Origin of the sequence: Streptomyces sp. NPDC050842 (genome assembly GCF_044456565.1) — a bacterium.
Classification (GTDB): domain Bacteria; phylum Actinomycetota; class Actinomycetes; order Streptomycetales; family Streptomycetaceae; genus Streptomyces.
Genome location: NZ_JBITGA010000004.1, coordinates 792,417 through 807,826, shown reverse-complemented (window position 1 = coordinate 807,826; position 15,410 = coordinate 792,417). Strand labels below are relative to the sequence as shown.

At 73.6% G+C, this 15,410-nt stretch carries 13 protein-coding genes and 1 pseudogene; 5 read left to right on the top strand and 9 right to left on the bottom strand.

All coding sequences use genetic code 11. The annotated features are described in order from the left end of the window. The first annotated feature begins 36 nt into the window (after positions 1–36). Entirely contained in the window at positions 37–1,737 is a 1,701-nt protein-coding gene (locus ACIBG6_RS16765; protein ID WP_399223320.1) for a glycoside hydrolase family 26 protein, read from the top strand. Between the two features lie 40 nt (positions 1,738–1,777). Here the strand turns inward: ACIBG6_RS16765 and ACIBG6_RS16760 are convergent, their stop codons facing one another. The 9 genes from ACIBG6_RS16760 to ACIBG6_RS16720 all read right to left on the bottom strand — a co-directional run bounded on the left by ACIBG6_RS16760 (position 1,778) and on the right by ACIBG6_RS16720 (position 12,508). Further along, positions 1,778–2,917: a GNAT family N-acetyltransferase gene (locus ACIBG6_RS16760; protein WP_399223319.1), complete on the bottom strand. Its 1,140-nt coding sequence runs from the start codon at positions 2,915–2,917 to the stop codon at positions 1,778–1,780. Further along, positions 2,914–3,618 carry a lipopolysaccharide biosynthesis protein gene (locus tag ACIBG6_RS16755; protein WP_399223318.1) on the bottom strand — a complete coding sequence of 235 codons (705 nt, stop codon included), beginning with the start codon at positions 3,616–3,618 and terminating at the stop codon, positions 2,914–2,916. Before ACIBG6_RS16755 ends, ACIBG6_RS16760 begins: the two co-directional genes overlap by 4 nt. 13 nt (positions 3,619–3,631) lie before the next feature. Then, entirely contained in the window at positions 3,632–4,765 is a 1,134-nt protein-coding gene (locus ACIBG6_RS16750; RefSeq protein ID WP_399223317.1) for a glycosyltransferase, read from the bottom strand. Next, positions 4,762–5,571 carry a polysaccharide deacetylase family protein gene (locus tag ACIBG6_RS16745; protein ID WP_399223316.1) on the bottom strand — a complete coding sequence of 270 codons (810 nt, stop codon included), beginning with the start codon at positions 5,569–5,571 and terminating at the stop codon, positions 4,762–4,764. Before ACIBG6_RS16745 ends, ACIBG6_RS16750 begins: the two co-directional genes overlap by 4 nt. Further along, positions 5,468–7,207 carry a lipid II flippase MurJ gene (locus tag ACIBG6_RS16740; protein WP_399223379.1) on the bottom strand — a complete coding sequence of 580 codons (1,740 nt, stop codon included), beginning with the start codon at positions 7,205–7,207 and terminating at the stop codon, positions 5,468–5,470. Before ACIBG6_RS16740 ends, ACIBG6_RS16745 begins: the two co-directional genes overlap by 104 nt. A gap of 286 nt (positions 7,208–7,493) precedes the next feature. Next, the gene (locus tag ACIBG6_RS16735; RefSeq protein ID WP_399223315.1) at positions 7,494–8,855 is read right to left on the bottom strand and encodes an O-antigen ligase family protein; all 1,362 of its coding nucleotides are present in this window, start codon (positions 8,853–8,855) and stop codon (positions 7,494–7,496) included. Positions 8,856–8,857: 2 nt separating this feature from the next. Continuing rightward, complete coding sequence (locus tag ACIBG6_RS16730) at positions 8,858–10,306, bottom strand: sugar transferase (protein WP_399223314.1); 1,449 nt, start codon at positions 10,304–10,306, stop codon at positions 8,858–8,860. After that, the gene (locus tag ACIBG6_RS16725; RefSeq protein WP_399223313.1) at positions 10,303–11,484 is read right to left on the bottom strand and encodes a glycosyltransferase; all 1,182 of its coding nucleotides are present in this window, start codon (positions 11,482–11,484) and stop codon (positions 10,303–10,305) included. Before ACIBG6_RS16725 ends, ACIBG6_RS16730 begins: the two co-directional genes overlap by 4 nt. Then, complete coding sequence (locus ACIBG6_RS16720) at positions 11,450–12,508, bottom strand: DUF3344 domain-containing protein (RefSeq protein ID WP_399223312.1); 1,059 nt, start codon at positions 12,506–12,508, stop codon at positions 11,450–11,452. The genes ACIBG6_RS16725 and ACIBG6_RS16720 overlap by 35 nt, the downstream gene beginning before the upstream one ends. Positions 12,509–12,890: 382 nt before the next feature. Here ACIBG6_RS16720 and ACIBG6_RS16715 point away from each other — a divergent pair, with 382 nt between their 5' ends. From ACIBG6_RS16715 to ACIBG6_RS16700, 4 genes and pseudogenes are all read left to right on the top strand, one after another. Then, a complete protein-coding gene (locus ACIBG6_RS16715; protein WP_399223311.1) occupies positions 12,891–13,130 on the top strand; it encodes a chaplin in 240 nt (79 codons plus the stop codon). Between the two features lie 277 nt (positions 13,131–13,407). After that, positions 13,408–14,271, top strand: a complete 864-nt coding sequence (locus ACIBG6_RS16710) for a hypothetical protein (protein WP_399223310.1) — start codon at positions 13,408–13,410, stop codon at positions 14,269–14,271. 225 nt (positions 14,272–14,496) lie between these two features. After that, positions 14,497–14,763 carry a hypothetical protein gene (locus ACIBG6_RS16705; RefSeq protein WP_399223308.1) on the top strand — a complete coding sequence of 89 codons (267 nt, stop codon included), beginning with the start codon at positions 14,497–14,499 and terminating at the stop codon, positions 14,761–14,763. Between the two features lie 159 nt (positions 14,764–14,922). Beyond that, positions 14,923–15,410, top strand: a pseudogene (locus tag ACIBG6_RS16700) (peptidase); the annotation flags it as partial.

The following is a 15,410-nucleotide window of genomic DNA, read 5'->3' as shown; positions in this document are numbered from 1 at the left end:
GGATCATCAAAAAGCGAGCGACGTGAAGGAGCGGCCATGGCAGCTGCACAGCGGAGAACATCGAGAGCGTGGCTGGGGGTGTTCACCGCCGGTCTCCTCGCCTCGGGCTCGGTCGTCCTCTCGTCCCCCGCCCACGCCACCGACTCGGTAACGACGAAGGACCCCGGACCGACTCTCTCCAGCGCCATGGGAGCCTTCCTCGACTCGGGCGCGCTCGGGGTCGCCCGCATCGGGCAGCTCGAACGGTGGCTCGGCGGCCGCGAACTCCGCGTCGGCCACACCTACCTGCCGGGCGACCTCTGGTCGAACATCGAGGGCCCGCCCGGCTTCCTCGACGCCTGGGCGGACTGGCGCAACGAGCAGGCAGACCGGCTGTTCGTCCTCAACGTCCCCATGCTGGAGCGGAACGAGGCCGGCGTCTCCGACTACGAGGTCCGCCGCCAGCTCCAGCTGGGCGCGGCCGGGTACTACGACCACCACTTCACGACCCTCGCCGAGCGGCTCGTCGAGCTCCAGGCGACCGACACCGTCATCGTCCTCGGCTGGGAGATGAACGGCACGACGTACACCCACCGGTGCGCGCCGGATCCCACGGCCTGGAAGAAGTACTGGAACCGCATCGTCACCGCGATGCGCTCCGTCCCCGGGCAGGAGTTCCGCTTCGACTTCAACCCGAGCCGCGGCCGCGACGCCGTCCCGTGGACCGAGTGCTACCCGGGCGACGACGTCGTCGACATCATCGGCATGGACTCGTACGACCAGCCGCCGGGAATGAGCTTCGACGAACACGTGAGCGAGCCGTACGGGCTCCAGAAGCAGGTCGATTTCGCCGCGGAGCACGGAAAGCAGATCTCGTACCCCGAATGGGGGCTCTTCCGTAACGGCGACAATCCCGTGTACATGCGGCGCATGCTGGAGTGGATGAAACAGCACAAGCCGCTGTACCACACGATCACGGATTACTGTCCGCACGGCGTATGGCAGTGCGACGACAATCCGCGGTCGTCGCTGGTGTTCCGGCAGATGCTGTTCGGGGTGGAGCCGGAAATCCCCGAGATTCCGGTGGATCCGGTGGATCCGGTGGATCCGGTGGATCCGGTGGATCCGGTGGATCCGGTGGATCCGGTTGATCCGGTTGATCCGGTGGATCCGGTGGATCCGGTGGATCCGGTGGATCCGGTGGATCCGGTGGATCCGGTGGATCCGGTGGATCCGGTTGATCCGGTTGATCCGGTTGATCCCGTGGATCCCGTGGATCCCGTCGACCCGGTTGATCCCGTGGATCCGGTCGATCCCGTCGATCCGGTCGACCCGACCGACCCTGTCGAGCCGACAGACCCGACGGTCCCGGTGCCGAAGCCCGAGCCGAAGCCGGAACCGAAGCCGGAACCGAAGCCTGAGCCGAAGCCCGAGCCCAAGCCGGAACCGAAGCCTGAGCCGAAGCCTGAGCCGAAGCCCGAGCCCGAGCCGAAGCCGGAACCCAAGCCTGAGCCCGAGCCGAAGCCCGAGCCGAAGCCGGAACCCAAGCCTGAGCCGAAGCCCGAGCCCAAGCCGGAACCCGAGCCCGAGCCCGAGCCCGAGCCGAAGCCTGAGCCCAAGCCCGACTGCTGGACCGTGAACCTCGGTTCGTGGGTCGAGAGTTGGATCGGTGGGCCCGTCTGTGTCCCGAAGGACTCCTGGAAGGACGAGGTCGACCTCGACTGGAAGGACGCGCTGAAGGGCGTCTGGCCCTTCTGACCGGACCCTGACGGATCCGAACGGCGGCGGTGGAGGAGGATCACCCGCCGCCGTTCGGCGTCCGTCCGGGCCATCGGGCCAGCGCCCGCCCGACCCAGGCCCGCTCCCGGGCCTGGCGGGCCGCCCAGCGGCGCCCGTCGGCGGCGCCCGCGCGCAGCCACAGGAGCGGGGCCGTACGTCGTCCGGCGAGCATCAGCCGCTGGTTGCGGACGGCCTCGGGGCGCCAGTGCTGCTTGTACGCCTCGGTGCCGCGCAGCATGCTCAGCGTGGCCCGCCCGCCGGTACTGGTCTCGCGGGCCCCGTGGCGGAGCAGCATCGTCGCCACGTCGACCTTGCGGGCCCGCAGCTCGGGGTCGGCGCCGTACAGGTAGCCGCCGGCGAGTCGGGGGGACATCAGGGTCAGGTCGGCGGCCACCACGTCCCCGGCGAGCCGGAACTCGGTGACCATCGCGTCGCCGCGCTCCACCATGGGCCGCACGGCCCGCGTGAGGTGCTGGGCGAACCGCCGGCTCGTGTGCTCGGCGGTCACGCCTCGCCCCTGCCACTGGAGCTGATGGAGCTTCAGGAGCCGGTCGAGGGCGGCCGGGACCTCGTCGCCGGTGACGACGTGCGAGTCGATGCCGAGGGCGTCGAGCTTGCGGAGCTTGGCGCGGACCCGCTGGGCCTTCCCGGAGGGGATCCGTTCGAGCAGCCCCTCCATGGGGACGGCGGGCAGCTCCAGGCACAGCGAGTCGGGCAGGGAGCGGCGCGGCCCGCGCCAGTGGGCGGAGATCCGCTCGGTGGCCGCGCCGGGCCGCACCTCCCGCAGGTCGATGACCGCGCCCCGGGCCGCCCGGGCGAGCGCCCGGGCCAGGGCGGGCGCAGCCTCGGGGCAGTCGTCGTCGAGCAGCACGTCCGTGAAGTCGGTGATGGTGCCGCCGAGCTGGGTGAGGACGGGCAGCGGCCCGCGGGCCCGCATCAGGGGCGCGGCGGCGACGAGTTCGCCGCCCTCCCGTCGTACGAGCACCACCCGCAGCGCACCGGGCCGGCCGTACGAGAGCCACCAGGAGTGCAGCCAGGAGTGGGACTGGAAGGGGGTGGCGGAGGAGCAGCGCCCGTACAGCGCCGTCCACTCGGCCGCCAGGCGCCCGAACCGCTCCTCGTCACGGCAGACCTCGGTCCGCAGCGTTCTCGGGGTCACACCGCCTCCGGTTCCGGCTGGTGCGAGGCGACCGCGGGGGCGGGCACGGCGGCGCTTCCGGTCGCGGGGGTGCCTCCGACCGGCGTGGCGGCGGGCTGCCGGGAGTGCCGGGCCTCGCCGCGCGCGGCGCCGCGCTTCGGGCGGACGAGCAGGACCAGGCCGCCGAGGAGCCCGCCGGCACAGCCGCCGACGAGCGCGGAGAGCGGCGCGGACGGCGACACCGGCGCGACCGGCTTGGTGGCGCGCGAGAACTGGACGACCTTGACGCCCGTGCTGCCCGCGACGTGCGTGCTGTTGAGGACGAGCGCGCGGGCCACCCCGTCGGCCATGGACACGGCCTTCGCGGGCTTCTCGGCCCGGGCGGTGATCGAGATCATCGGCGCGTCCGGCGAGGTCGCGGCCTGCACGCTCTTGCGCAGCGTGTCGGCGGTGACGCCCGCCCACACCTGGGCGTCGCCGGTCACCGCGATGTCGGTGGCGACCCGCCCGTAGGCCTGGGCGAAGCCGAGCGCCGCCGCCGGGTCGGACTTCTCGGCCGGTACGACGATGACGTAACTGATCGCCGCGTACTGCGGGGTCTTGAGCGCTCCGTAGCCGCCGCCGAGGACCGCTCCGGCGAGTACGGCGGCGGGGAGCACGGCCCAGCGGCCCGGGAGGCGGAGGCCGGCGGGCGGGAAGGTGCGGGTTGGGGTGGTGTTCATCGTGCGGGCTCTCTCACTTCGCGGGGGACGGGGTGCCGTGGACGGCCTGGTCGTAGAGGGACATCAACTGCCCTGCGCTGCGCGTGATGTCGTAGCGGCGGGCGGCCGCGGGCTGGGGGAGGCGGGTGAGCCGGGCGTCCCGGATGCCGCGCAGCGCGGAGACCAGCTCGGGCACGGACTCGCCGATCCGGCGCGCGCCCGGGGCCGCGTCCGGCGGCAGGTCGTCGATCGCGGGGCAGGCCACGTACAGCACGGGAAGGCCCGCGGCCAGCGCCTCGACGACCGCGAGCCCGAAGGTCTCGTCGGGGGAGGTGGACACGAAGACGTCCATGGCGGAGAGCAGTTCGGGCAGCGAGGGGCCGAGCGAGGCGACGGACGGCGGGTCCTCGCAGGCCCCGACGAGCAGTACCCGGTCGGCGGCCCCGCACTCCCGGGCGATCCGCAGCAGCTCCGCGCGGTGCTCGCCCTCGCCGACGAGGAGCAGCCGGGCCTCCGGCACCGAGGCCACGGCCCGGACGAGCCGGTCGAACCGCTTCCCGGGCGCCAGCCGCCCCACCCCGCCGACGACATGGGCGTTCTCGGGGATGCCGAGGACACCCCGGGTGAGGCGGCGGGCGCGGGCGTCGAAGGCGAAGCGGCCGGTCTCGATGCCGTTGGGCACCACCCGGATACGGTCCGGGGGCACCCCCCAGTCGGCGAGGCGGCGGGCCACGCTGGGCGAGACGGCGACCGTGGACGTGCCGAGCCGCTCGGAGGCCAGGTACAGGGCGCGGGTGCCCGCGGAGAGCGGGCGGCCCTCGATCTGCGCCTCGCCGAGCGAGTGCTCGGTGGCGATGACCCGGCGGACCCCGCCGAGGCGGGCCGCGAGCCTGCCGTACACGCACGCCCGGTACAGATGGGTGTGGACGAGGTCGTAGCGGCCCTGGCGGACGATCCGCGCGAGGCGGGGGAGCGCGCCGAGGTCGCGGTTGCCGGCCATGCCCAGGTGGGTGACGGGGGTGCCGTCGGCCTCGATGCCCGCGGCGACCGCGCCGGGGTTGGTGAGGGTGACCACCCCGTGCTGGACCGGGAGGTGGCGCAGCAGGAGCCGCAGCTGCTGCTCGGCGCCGCCGATGCCGAGCCCGGTGATGACGTGCAGGACCCTCATGGCGCACCGACCACGGCGGGTCCGGCCTGGGCCTGCGAGGGGAACACGTCGACGGGATGGCGGCGGCGCAGCGGGTGCAGCACGCGCTTGGCGGTGAGCCGCCAGGACGTGTCGTCCTCGCCGATGTGGACGCGGGGCAGGGCGTACGCGCTGGTGTGCGGGCCGGGGTCGATCGCGCAGGCGTGGCGGTAGCCGGCCTTCCGCACGGCGTGGATCACGCGCGGGTCGACCTTCCCGTACGGGTAGCAGAAGCCGTCCACGGTGTCGCCGGTGATCTCCTCCAGGAGCTCGCGGCTGCGCTGGGTCTCGTCCGCGAGCGTCGTGTCGTCGGCTTCGGTGAGGGCGGTATGGCGGAGGCCGTGGGAGCCGATCTCCATGCCGGCCTCCGCGATCCGCAGGATGCCGTCCTCGTCGAGGAGCCGTTTGCGCGGGCCTTCGGTGTCCCAGGTGTTCTCGCCGCCGAGCCGGCCCGGCAGGACGTACACGGTGGCGGTGAAGCCGTGACGGCGCAGCAGCGGCAGCGCCGAGTCGAGGAAGTCGGCGTAGCCGTCGTCGAAGGTGAGGCCGACGAGCCCCTTGGCGCGCCCGGCGGCGGTGGCGGCGAGGAGCTCCCGCACCGAGACCCCGCGCAGTCCCCGGTCGCCGAGCCAGTGCAGTTGCCGGGCGAAGCGGACCGGGGAGACGGTCACGTGGTACGGGTCGTCACCGGGGTCCGTGATCGAGTGGTACATCGCCACCCACAGGGGCGGTTTCACCCACAGGGGCGGCTTCGGCAGCAGTCGGCGCAGCGCGGTGGGGGCGGGCATGGTCGGTCCTCCGGGAGGCGGAGCGGGGCAGGGGCGGAATCTCCGGCGCCTTGGCGGCGCAGGCGATGAAGAGCAGGAAGACGCCCATGACGACCAGGGCGGCGACGGTGAGGGCGGGGGCGGGGGAGCCGATCCCGACCGAGCAGAGCCAGCCGGCGCCGGTGGCCCACGCGCCGGCGGTGGCGAGCCGGAGGAGACCCTCGCCGAGCTTGTCGACCTGGACGGGCACGGTCTGGCGGTGCGCGCCGCGCAGCAGCAGGACGGCGGAGCAGGTGATGCCGAGGGCGTTCGCCGCGGCGATGCCGACGGCGCCCCAGTAGTGGGCGCCGGGGATCCCGGCGACGGTGGTCGTGGCGAGCCCGGCGGCCATCGCGGCGGCCGGGTACCAGAGGGGGCGGGCGGCGGAGAAGTAGCAGCGGACGAGGGCGCCGACCATGGTCTGGCCGAGGAGGCCGAGGGCGTAGACGCGCATGACGGCGGCGGTGGCGACGGTGTCCGTACGGTCGAACTCTCCCCGCTCGAAGAGGAGTTCGACGATGCTGGGGGCGGCGGCGATCACCGTCGAGGCGCCGACGAGCACGACGACGGCGGCCAGCAGCAGATCCCGCTCGACCCGGCGGCGGGCCGCCTCGGTATCGCCCGCCGCGAGGGCGCGGGCGACCACGGGGAAGCTGACCGTGCACAGCATCAGGGAGAGGATCATCGGCATCTGCGCGACCTTCTGCGCGTAGTTCAGATGCGAGATGGCCCCGGCGGGCAGCGGCGAGGCGAGGAACCGCTCGATCAGGATCTGCGACTGGCGGCAGAGCGAGAAGGCGACGACCGGCGCGATGAGACCGAGGACGAGGATGCGCCCCTCCTGCCCGCCGCGGCCGCTTTCGGGCGCGAGCGCCGTCGGCTCCTCCTTGGGTACCGGGCGGGCCCGCAGCTCGCGGAGGAGCGAGGGGGCCTGTACGAGGACCATGAGGACCCCGCCGACCGCGACCCCGGCGGCGGCGGACCGCACCCCCCACGGCTCGCGCAGCACCAGGATCGTGCCGATGATGCCGACGTTGTACGCCACGTAGATCGAGGCCGGCGACAGGAAGCAGCCGTGCGCGCGGAGCGCGGCCGAGCAGTACCCGACCAGGGCGAAGGACAGCACGCAGGTCGCGGTCAGCCGCGTGCAGTCCACGGCGAGCTGCGGATCCGGCAGGCCGGGCGCGAGGGCGGAGACGATCAGCGGCGCCGCCAGGACGAGTACGGCGGCGGCGACCGCGACAGCGATGGTGAGCCGCGGGAGCGTGCCGCGCACGAGGGCGCGCACCGGATCCCCGAACAGGCTGCCGGAGCGGCGGGCCAGGGCCCGGGAGAAGGCGGGCACCAGGATCAGCGCGAGCGCGTCCTCGATGAGCAGCGTCGAGGCGAACTCGGGCACCGTCCACGCCACCAGGAACGCGTCGGTCTCCGCGCCGGCGCCGAAGTACCCGGCGAGGATCTGGTCGCGCACGAGCCCGAGCAGGGCCCCGAGGGCGGTGAGCCCGGCGGTCACGGCGGCGGCCTTCGCGAGGAAGCCCCGCCCCTGCACCCGGTCGGCCCCGGCCCGTACCCGTACCCGCGCCCGGGCATGCGCCCGACGCCCGCGCGGCGCCCGCACCCGCAATTCGTCCGCTGCCCGTACCCCGTCCGCCCGTGCCCCGTCCGCTGTCCGTACCCCGTCCGTCCGTACGGCGGTCTCCGCCCCCCGCACGGCCGTGCCCGTCCCCACCCCCGCACCCGCCCCCGGCAGCGCCGCGGCCTCCGGGCCCCACGGAGAGTCCGTGGGGCCCGGAGGCGCGGTCGGCCAGGGGTCGTTCAGCGGGGTGCCGCGGGGCGGCCGGGGAGCGGAGCGCGGGGCGCCGGGCCACGGGGTGTCCGTGGGCTCCGGCTCCCCGGCCCACGGGTCACGCACGCCGCACCTCCGCCAGCGACCACCAGGCCGCCAGACCGAACACGACCGACATCAGGACCGTCGACGGGCCGCCGATGTCCGCGTAGAAGAAGTCGATGAGCTGCCACGACAGCAGGCCCGCCGCGACGAGCGCGCAGTCCGCGCCGAGGCGCCGCCGGCGCAGCGCGCCGACGAGCAGCGCCACCCAGCTGCCCGCCAGCGCGAACAGCCCCAGAAGGCCCTGCTCGCTGAGCACCAGCAGGTACATGTTGTGCGGGGACAGCAGCGGCTGCCGCTGGAAGACGGCGCCCGCGCCCGCCGTGTCGCTTCCGGAGGACAGCGCGAGCGAGGCGTTCGAGTCGCGGTACGCGGGGAAGCCCTTGAGGCCGACGCCCGTGACCGGCTCCGTGCTCCACATCCGCCCGGCCGCGGCCCACATCGTGTACCGGTCCGTCACCGACTGGTCCGGCGCCGCCGCCACCTGCGTGATGCTCGCGACCCGCTCCTTCACCATCTCCGAACCGATCCCGAGACCGCCGACGAGGACGACACCGAGCGCCCCCGCCGCGAGTGCCACCCGCAGCGCCCGGCGCGGCCCGGCGAGCAGCAGCTGGATCCCGCAGGCGAGCACGGTCGCGATCCACGCGCCCCGGCTGAACGACAGCACCAGCGGCAGGAACAGCAGCCCCGCGCAGACCAGCGCCGCCGTCCGGGTCCGGCCGGGGCCGCTGCCGAGCGCGATCCCGGTGACGATCACGAGCCCGTACGACACGACCGTCGCCATGCCCATCACATCGGTCGGCCCGAAAGTGCCGACGGCCCGGATGTCCTCGCCCATGTACGAGGCGCCCGTACCGGTCAGGTACTGGAGGACGCCCACCGCGCCCTGGAGCAGCGCGAGCCCGACGAGACCCCAGGCGACCACGGCGAAGTCCCGCCGGTCGCGGATCATCAGGAGCACGGCCGCCGGGACGAGGACGAAGATCTGTACGTAGCGGGCGACGCCCGGCAGGCTCGCCGCCGGGTCGTTCGAGGTGATCGCGGCCAGACAGATCCCGAGGACGGGCAGGCCGAGGACGACGGCCGCCGCCCGGGTCAGCGGCCGCGTGCCGCCGCGCAGCACCCGCACGAAACAGATCAGGACGAGGAGCCCGGAGGCCGCGTCCGCGATCGTGCCCGTGCCGCCGGTGCCGCCCTGCGCCCCGCCGCCGCCCGGGACGAGCAGCAGCGCGATCACGGCGAGGACCGGGGACAGGGCCCCGGCCCTGCGAGCCCAGTCCCGAACGTCGTCGCGGGCCCGCTCCCGTACGTCGTCGCGGGTCCGGTTCCTCGCGTCCGGGGCGACCGCCGGCACCGGCGTCACGGCCGTGGCCATCTTCAGCTCCCTGTCGGTCGGACGAGCCCGGCCGCCGTACGCAGCAGGATGCAGACGTCCTGCCAGAGCGACCAGTGGTCGATGTAGTGGTTGTCGAAACGGCAGCGGTCCTCGATCGAGGTGTCGCCGCGCAGCCCGTGCACCTGCGCCAGTCCCGTCAGCCCCACCGGCATCCGGTGCCGGGCCGCGTAACCGGCGTGGATCTTGCTGAACTGGGCGACGAAGTACGGGCGTTCGGGCCGGGGCCCGACCAGGCTCATGTCCCCGCGCAGGATGTTCCACAGCTGCGGCAGCTCGTCCAGCGAGCTCTTGCGCAGGAAACCGCCGGCCGCGCTCATCCGCCGGTCGCCCGCCACGTTCCAGCGGGTCGCCGACTCGGTGTCGTCGGTCGGCCGCAGCGTACGGAACTTGAGGAGCGTGAAGTGGCGGCCGTGCTGGCCCACCCGCTCCTGCCGGAAGAGGACCCCCGGACCATCCGACAGGCGCACGGCGAGCGCGCACAGCAGCAGCACCGGCAGCGCGAGCGCGAGCGCGGGCGCGGCGAGCGCGATGTCGAGCGCGCGCTTGGCGGTCAGCCCACGGCGCTCGCCCAGCGGGACGATCCGGCGCCAGGCGTACCCCCAGACGTGCTCCCCCATCGGTCCGGCCTGCCGCTGGCCGCCCACCTGCCAGGTGGTGCAGCCGTAGTGCTGGAAGAGGTTGACGAGACCCGGGTCGTCGTCGAGGAACACCGCGTCGCACACGCTGTTCTGGATGACGGCCCGGTGGATCTCCTCGGTCGTGGTGAGGACCGGAAGCCCGGCCTCCCCGACCGCCCGGGCGGCTCCGCCCTGCTCCGGCACGCCGACGATCCCGACCGGCCGCACCCCGTACTCGGGGTGCTGGGCGGCCGCGGCGGCGAACCGGCGCGCGGCCCTCGTCCCGCCGATGACCAGCGCCGAGCGCGGACGCTCCCGCGCCACCCGCCGCCTGCGGGCTAGCAGCAGCGCGCGGACCAGGCACACGACGGCGACGTGCGTGCCGTACGCGGCGCAGAGCCGCAGCGGCCCGAACGCCAGGGCGGGGGAGTACGCGGCGACGGCGGCCGCCGCCAGGCACCAGGCGACCCCGGCGCGGGAGGCGAGCGCGGGCAGCTCGTCGAGCAGCCGGGTGTGCACGGCGGGCCGGTAGAGCCCCCCGTGCCCGTCGAGGACGAGGACGAGCGCCGCGATCGGCAGCAGCAGCCGGGCGTCGTGGTGCGCCGCGCTCAGGAGCGAGGCGGCGGCCAGGACGGCGAGGCAGTCGACCGCCGCGAGCGGCCAGGTGCCGGACCGCCGCCGGGCGGGGCGGCGCGGCAGCGCGAGCCGGTCCGTCGCGGCGCGGCGCGGCGCGAGGGAGGCGAGGCCGAAGGCCTGGCCCGCCGTGGGCCAGGGGCCCGGAGAGGGAGGAACGCTGGTACTTTCCGTGGTCACTGCGCAATCGGCTCTCTGTGTTCGGCCCCCCGCACGCCGGCCAGTTCGCGGTAGACGTCCGCGACGGCCGCGCCGGTGCGCCGGACATCGAAACTGCTGAGTACGTGCTCGTGGGCCTCGCGGCCCAGACGGTGCCGCAGCTCCGGCCTGCCGAGGAGGCGGCCGAGAGCGGCGGCGAGCGCGGCCGGGTCCTCGGGCGGGACCAGGCACAGGGGTTCATGGGTGGGCGGCAGGCTCTCGCGCGCCCCGTCGACATCGCTGACGACGACCGGCCGGCCGGCCGCCATGGCCTCCAGGGGCGCGAGCGCCATGCCCTCCCAGCGGGACGGCAGGACGACCACGTCGGCGGCCCGGTACCAGGGGACGGTGTCGTCGACGGCGCCGGTGAAGCGGACCGAGGGGCCCGCCGCCGCCCGCAGCCGCTCGCCGTCCGGGCCGTCGCCGACCAGCACGAGACGGGCCGTCGGCACCTCCGCGAGGACGGCGGGCCAGGCGGCGAGCAGCACGTCCTGCCCCTTCTGGCGGCAGAGCCGGCCCACGCAGACGACGGTGGGTACGGGGTTGCCCGGCGGGCCGCCGGTCGCGAACCGGGCCACGTCCACACCGTTGTGGACGACGGACCAGTCCGCCACGACCCCGGCGGCCTCGCCGGTACGGCGCTCGGCCTCGCTGACGCAGAGGATCCGGTCCGCCCAGCGGGCGCCGAACCGCTCCCAGCGGCGGGCGAGCGACGCGGTCGTCCCGGTGACCGCCTCGAAGGACCAGGCATGCGGCTGATACACCGTCGGGACCCGTCCCCGCAGGACGAGTCGGGCGCACAGTCCCGCCTTGGCACTGTGCGCGTGGACGAGACCGGGCCGGACGGTACGGATCACTCGCGCCAGCTCCCTCGTCTCGCGGACCAGTCGGGGACCGGGGTCCCGGCCGGCCCGCCAGTCGTGGGTCTCCGCGCCCTCGGCGCGGACGGCAGCGGACAGGGAGGTGTCCGGGGGACAGGCGACCGCGACCCGCAGGCCGGCGGCGCGCTGGGCACGGACCAGGTCGACGACGACACGGGCGACCCCGCCGTCACCGGGCTGGACCGCGTGCAGGACGGTGGCGGACGCGGGATCCGGCGCTTCCGGCGCTCGTGGAGGCCGCACGTCAGCGCCGGACGTCGGCCTGGAGGAAGAGCGCACCGAGCCAGACGGTGTCCTTCCGGCTGCCGAACCGGACATGGACACGATCGCCCCCCTCGCGCAGCGCCCCCCGCAGATCGAAGACGTCGGAGTCGTACCCCAGAGTGTTCGTACCATCGGGAGAACGGACCGTCCGACCGGTGCCGAATTCGGTGATGCTGGAGTTCATGACGTCGTCGGAAGAATTAGCGGAATCGGCCATTCGGACGCTCCGCGACGGGCTCGTTTCGACCTCCAGATAATCACCGGAAGTGCCGCGGTCACCGTCATAGGCGATCACGCCGAGCCGCCCGCCCACGCCCTTCGGATAACGCTTCCCGTCGACCGGGACACGCAGCTCGCCGGCCCCCGGACCGACCGTTTCGAATCCGTCCCATACGGCCAGTCGGCGCAGCGGTTCCGAGTCCTTCTCGTACGCGGCGACGAGCGTCCAGCCGCCCCAGCCGCCGACCTTGGAACGCCCCATGGCCACATTGACCTGGGCGACGGTCCACTGGCCCGAGCGGGCGGAGCGGACCAGCTCGGTGACGTCGGCGGAGGCCTGGAAGGCGTCGGCGCCGCCGGCGGTGCGGTGACCGATCAGGGTGTCGGCGAGCAGCGCCTTGTACTGGCCGCCGGGTTCGGCGATCAGGACGCGGCCGTTGTCCGCGGGCGGCTTCTGCTCGCCCACCCGCAGGTTCCCGCCCCAGTACAGACGGGCCCAGCTCACCCGGGCGCCCGAGGGCACCGGGAGCTCGGCACGGCTGGAGTTGTACGTGTTGGGGTCGCTGTCGACGTCGACGTACGCGATCGAGGCGTCGTCGTTGACCGACTCGGTGCCCCGCGCGCCCTTCGCCGAGGTGTTGGCGGCCCGCACGATCCCGCCGTGCTGCTCGGCCTCGTGGCGCGGGGCGAAGGGGACGCGGGCGGCCTCACCGGGCTGGGGCGCGGCGGCGGAGGCGACCGGCAGCGCGGCGGACAGCACCGCACACGACAGGGCGCACACCACACCGCGACGCACAGCAGGAAACGCTGAATTCCGCATACAGGTTCTCCGCTTTGATGAGAGGAGGAAGGGAAGACCCGAGAAGGCCGGGAGAGGGGGAGGTGTCGTCCGCACGAAATGGGTGAACGCGCGATCGGCCCGGAAGCAACGTTCGGGAACGTTATAACCCCGACGCGGGGCGATAGTAAGCATTAGATGCTCGGAAACGCTAACTCCCGTATCTGCGGGGCAGGTTCCTCGTTGAGCGTGTTGCGCCATTCCACGCCCAGTCGCTCCAATGGCCCTCTTATGGCCCAAAGATCGGTTGAACGTCACCCGTTCGGGAGAGCAACCGATGAAAGGCCGATGCGTTGTTGAGGGAGCCGGGCCGAACAGTCCGCGCAGTCCGAGTTGGATGAATTCGATCGAGGAGCACTTCCCCATGTCCCGTATCGCCAAGGCCGTTGTCCTGACCGTCGGTGCCGCCGCCGCGGTCGCCGGTGCCGCCGGTGTCGCCGCCGCCGACTCCATCGCCGAGGGTGCGGCCGTGAAGTCCCCGGGTGTCGGCTCCGGCAACGTCGTCCAGGTCCCGATCCACATCCCGGTCAACGTGTGCGGCAACACCGTCAGCGTCATCGGCGCCCTGAACCCGACCTTCGGCAACTTCTGCGCCAACGTCTGATCTCGCACAGCGGATCGGTCCTTCCGAAGCCGGTGCGCCCACCCCGATCGGGGTGGGCGCACCGGCTTTTTCCTTGCGGGGTCTGGTGGGCTACTCGTTCGGCCGCACCGTCGTGCGCCGGTCGGTGCAACGGCGTACGCCCCTTCGAGGGGCAGGCCAGGAGGGTGGATTCACTCGAACGGAGACGTGGCGCTCAGTAGTTCCCCGGTTGCGGAGGGCTATACCCGCAGGCACGGTGGGAGGGAAGTTGTCCGACGCATAAGGAAAAGGAACATATATGCGTCCCCTGGCTACACGCCGATTCACCGCCCTGGCGATATCCGCCGCCATCACCCTCTGCGCGGCGGGACCCGCCGTCGCCGACGAACACCATCCGTCCTCCGCGGCCGACCGGGCCGCCCACGCGCCCCTCCCCGACGCCGCCGCCCTGCTGACCCAGGCCGACGCACTCGGCGAGCTCGGCTCGGTGACGACGCCCGTGACCGAACTCGTCACGGCAGCACTCAAGGCCGACGCGGGCCAGCTGCCCGCGGCCGACGCCGACGCCCTCAAGGCGAAGATCGCGGCGGCCGTCGAACAGGCCAAGGACACGGCCCCGGCCCCCCTGCCGGAAACCCCCGCCCCGGACCTCCCAGCGCCGGACCTCCCAGCGCCGGACCTTCCGGCTCCGGATCTCCCGGCCCCGGACCTTCCGGCCCCGGACCTCCCCGCGCCCGACCTTCCCGTGAAGCCGCCGGTGAGCCTGCCCGTCGCCGCCGGTGCGAAGGCGGCCGCCGCGCCCGCGGACGTCGTGGACGACGCCCTCGCCACGGTCGAGAAGGCCGTCGCCGGTCTGCTCGCCGCCGTCACCTCGGGTGACGCCGGCGGAGTCGTACCGCAGGTGACCGCGACGCTGACGTCACTGGTCAATCTGGCCGTCGCCACCGTGCTCGGCAGCGGTCTGCCCGCACCGGACCAGGCCGGACTGCCGGCGCTCCCGGCGCTCCCGGTCACCCCGCCGGAGCTGCCGGTCGACCCGCCGGAGCTGCCGGTCGACCCGCCTGAGCTGCCGGTCGACCCGCCTGAGCTGCCCGTCGACCCGCCCGAGCTGCCGGTCGACGCGCCCGACCTGCCGGTCAAGCCCCCGCTTCCCGTCAGGTAGTCCCCGCGAAGGCCCGTACCGGCCCGGCGTCCGCCGTACCGGTACGGGCCTTCGCGCGCGACAAATAGCACCGGTCGCATCGATCGGGTGCAGTGTCGAGAAATCCTCCCTCCCGGAGTTTCCGGGGAGCGCACCTCTCGTTACAGAAGGCAGGACAGCACACGGGATTCGGCCAAGAACCCTGTGTGGAACGTGACGTGAAAGTCCAGAGGAAGGATTCTCCCCATGAAGTCCACCAAGGTCGCCGCGATCGTCGCCGGTTCGCTCGCGGCGCTGGGTGCCGCCGCGCCCGCCATGGCCACGGAGGCGCTGACCCCCACCAGCCTGAACGGTGGCCTGGAGGCGATCGCCGCCAATGGACTCAAGACGGACATGCTCAGCAGCACCACGGACGGCTCCCCGGTGAAGACCGCCACCGACACCCTGGGCCAGCTCAACGAGGCCGGCAAGGGCGGTTCCGCGCTGCTCGGCGGTCTCCCGCTGGGCGGCTGATCGAATGATTTTCTGATCGGCCGCCGTGTGGCCCCCGCTTGACGTGGGGCCCCGCTCCCTACTGTCTGGTCCATCCCACGCGAACGTCGGCGTGGACTGGCCGGTCGGAGCGAGGGGGGATCCTCGCCGGTCTCTCCCTTTCTCCAGAGGAAGAGCGGTATGCGGTCCATCATCAGCAGGAAAGTACTCACCGCAGCGGCAGCGACCGGCATCCTGTCGCTGACCGGCGGATTCGCCCTTGCCGCCAACTCCCATGCCGGTACGGGCGATTCCCCCGGTCCTGGTACGGCGGGTCAGGTCCAGGGCCCCCTGCCCGCGGACGTCTGCGGCAAGAGCATGGAGCTCGGTGGCTTCGTCGCGGCGGCCGTCGGCGACCTCTGCGCCCAGGCGGGGGAACCCGGCGGCTACGGCGACGAGCCGGGCGAGCCGACCCATCCCCCGACGACTCCGCCGCACACGGAGCCTCCGACGACCGAGCCGCCGCACACTGAGCCGCCGACGACTCCGCCGCACACTGAGCCTCCGACGACCGAGCCTCCGCACACGGAGCCGCCGACGACCGAGCCTCCGCACACGGAGCCGCCGACGACCGAGCCTCCGCACACGGAGCCGCCGACGACCGAGCCTCCGCACACGGAGCCGCCGAC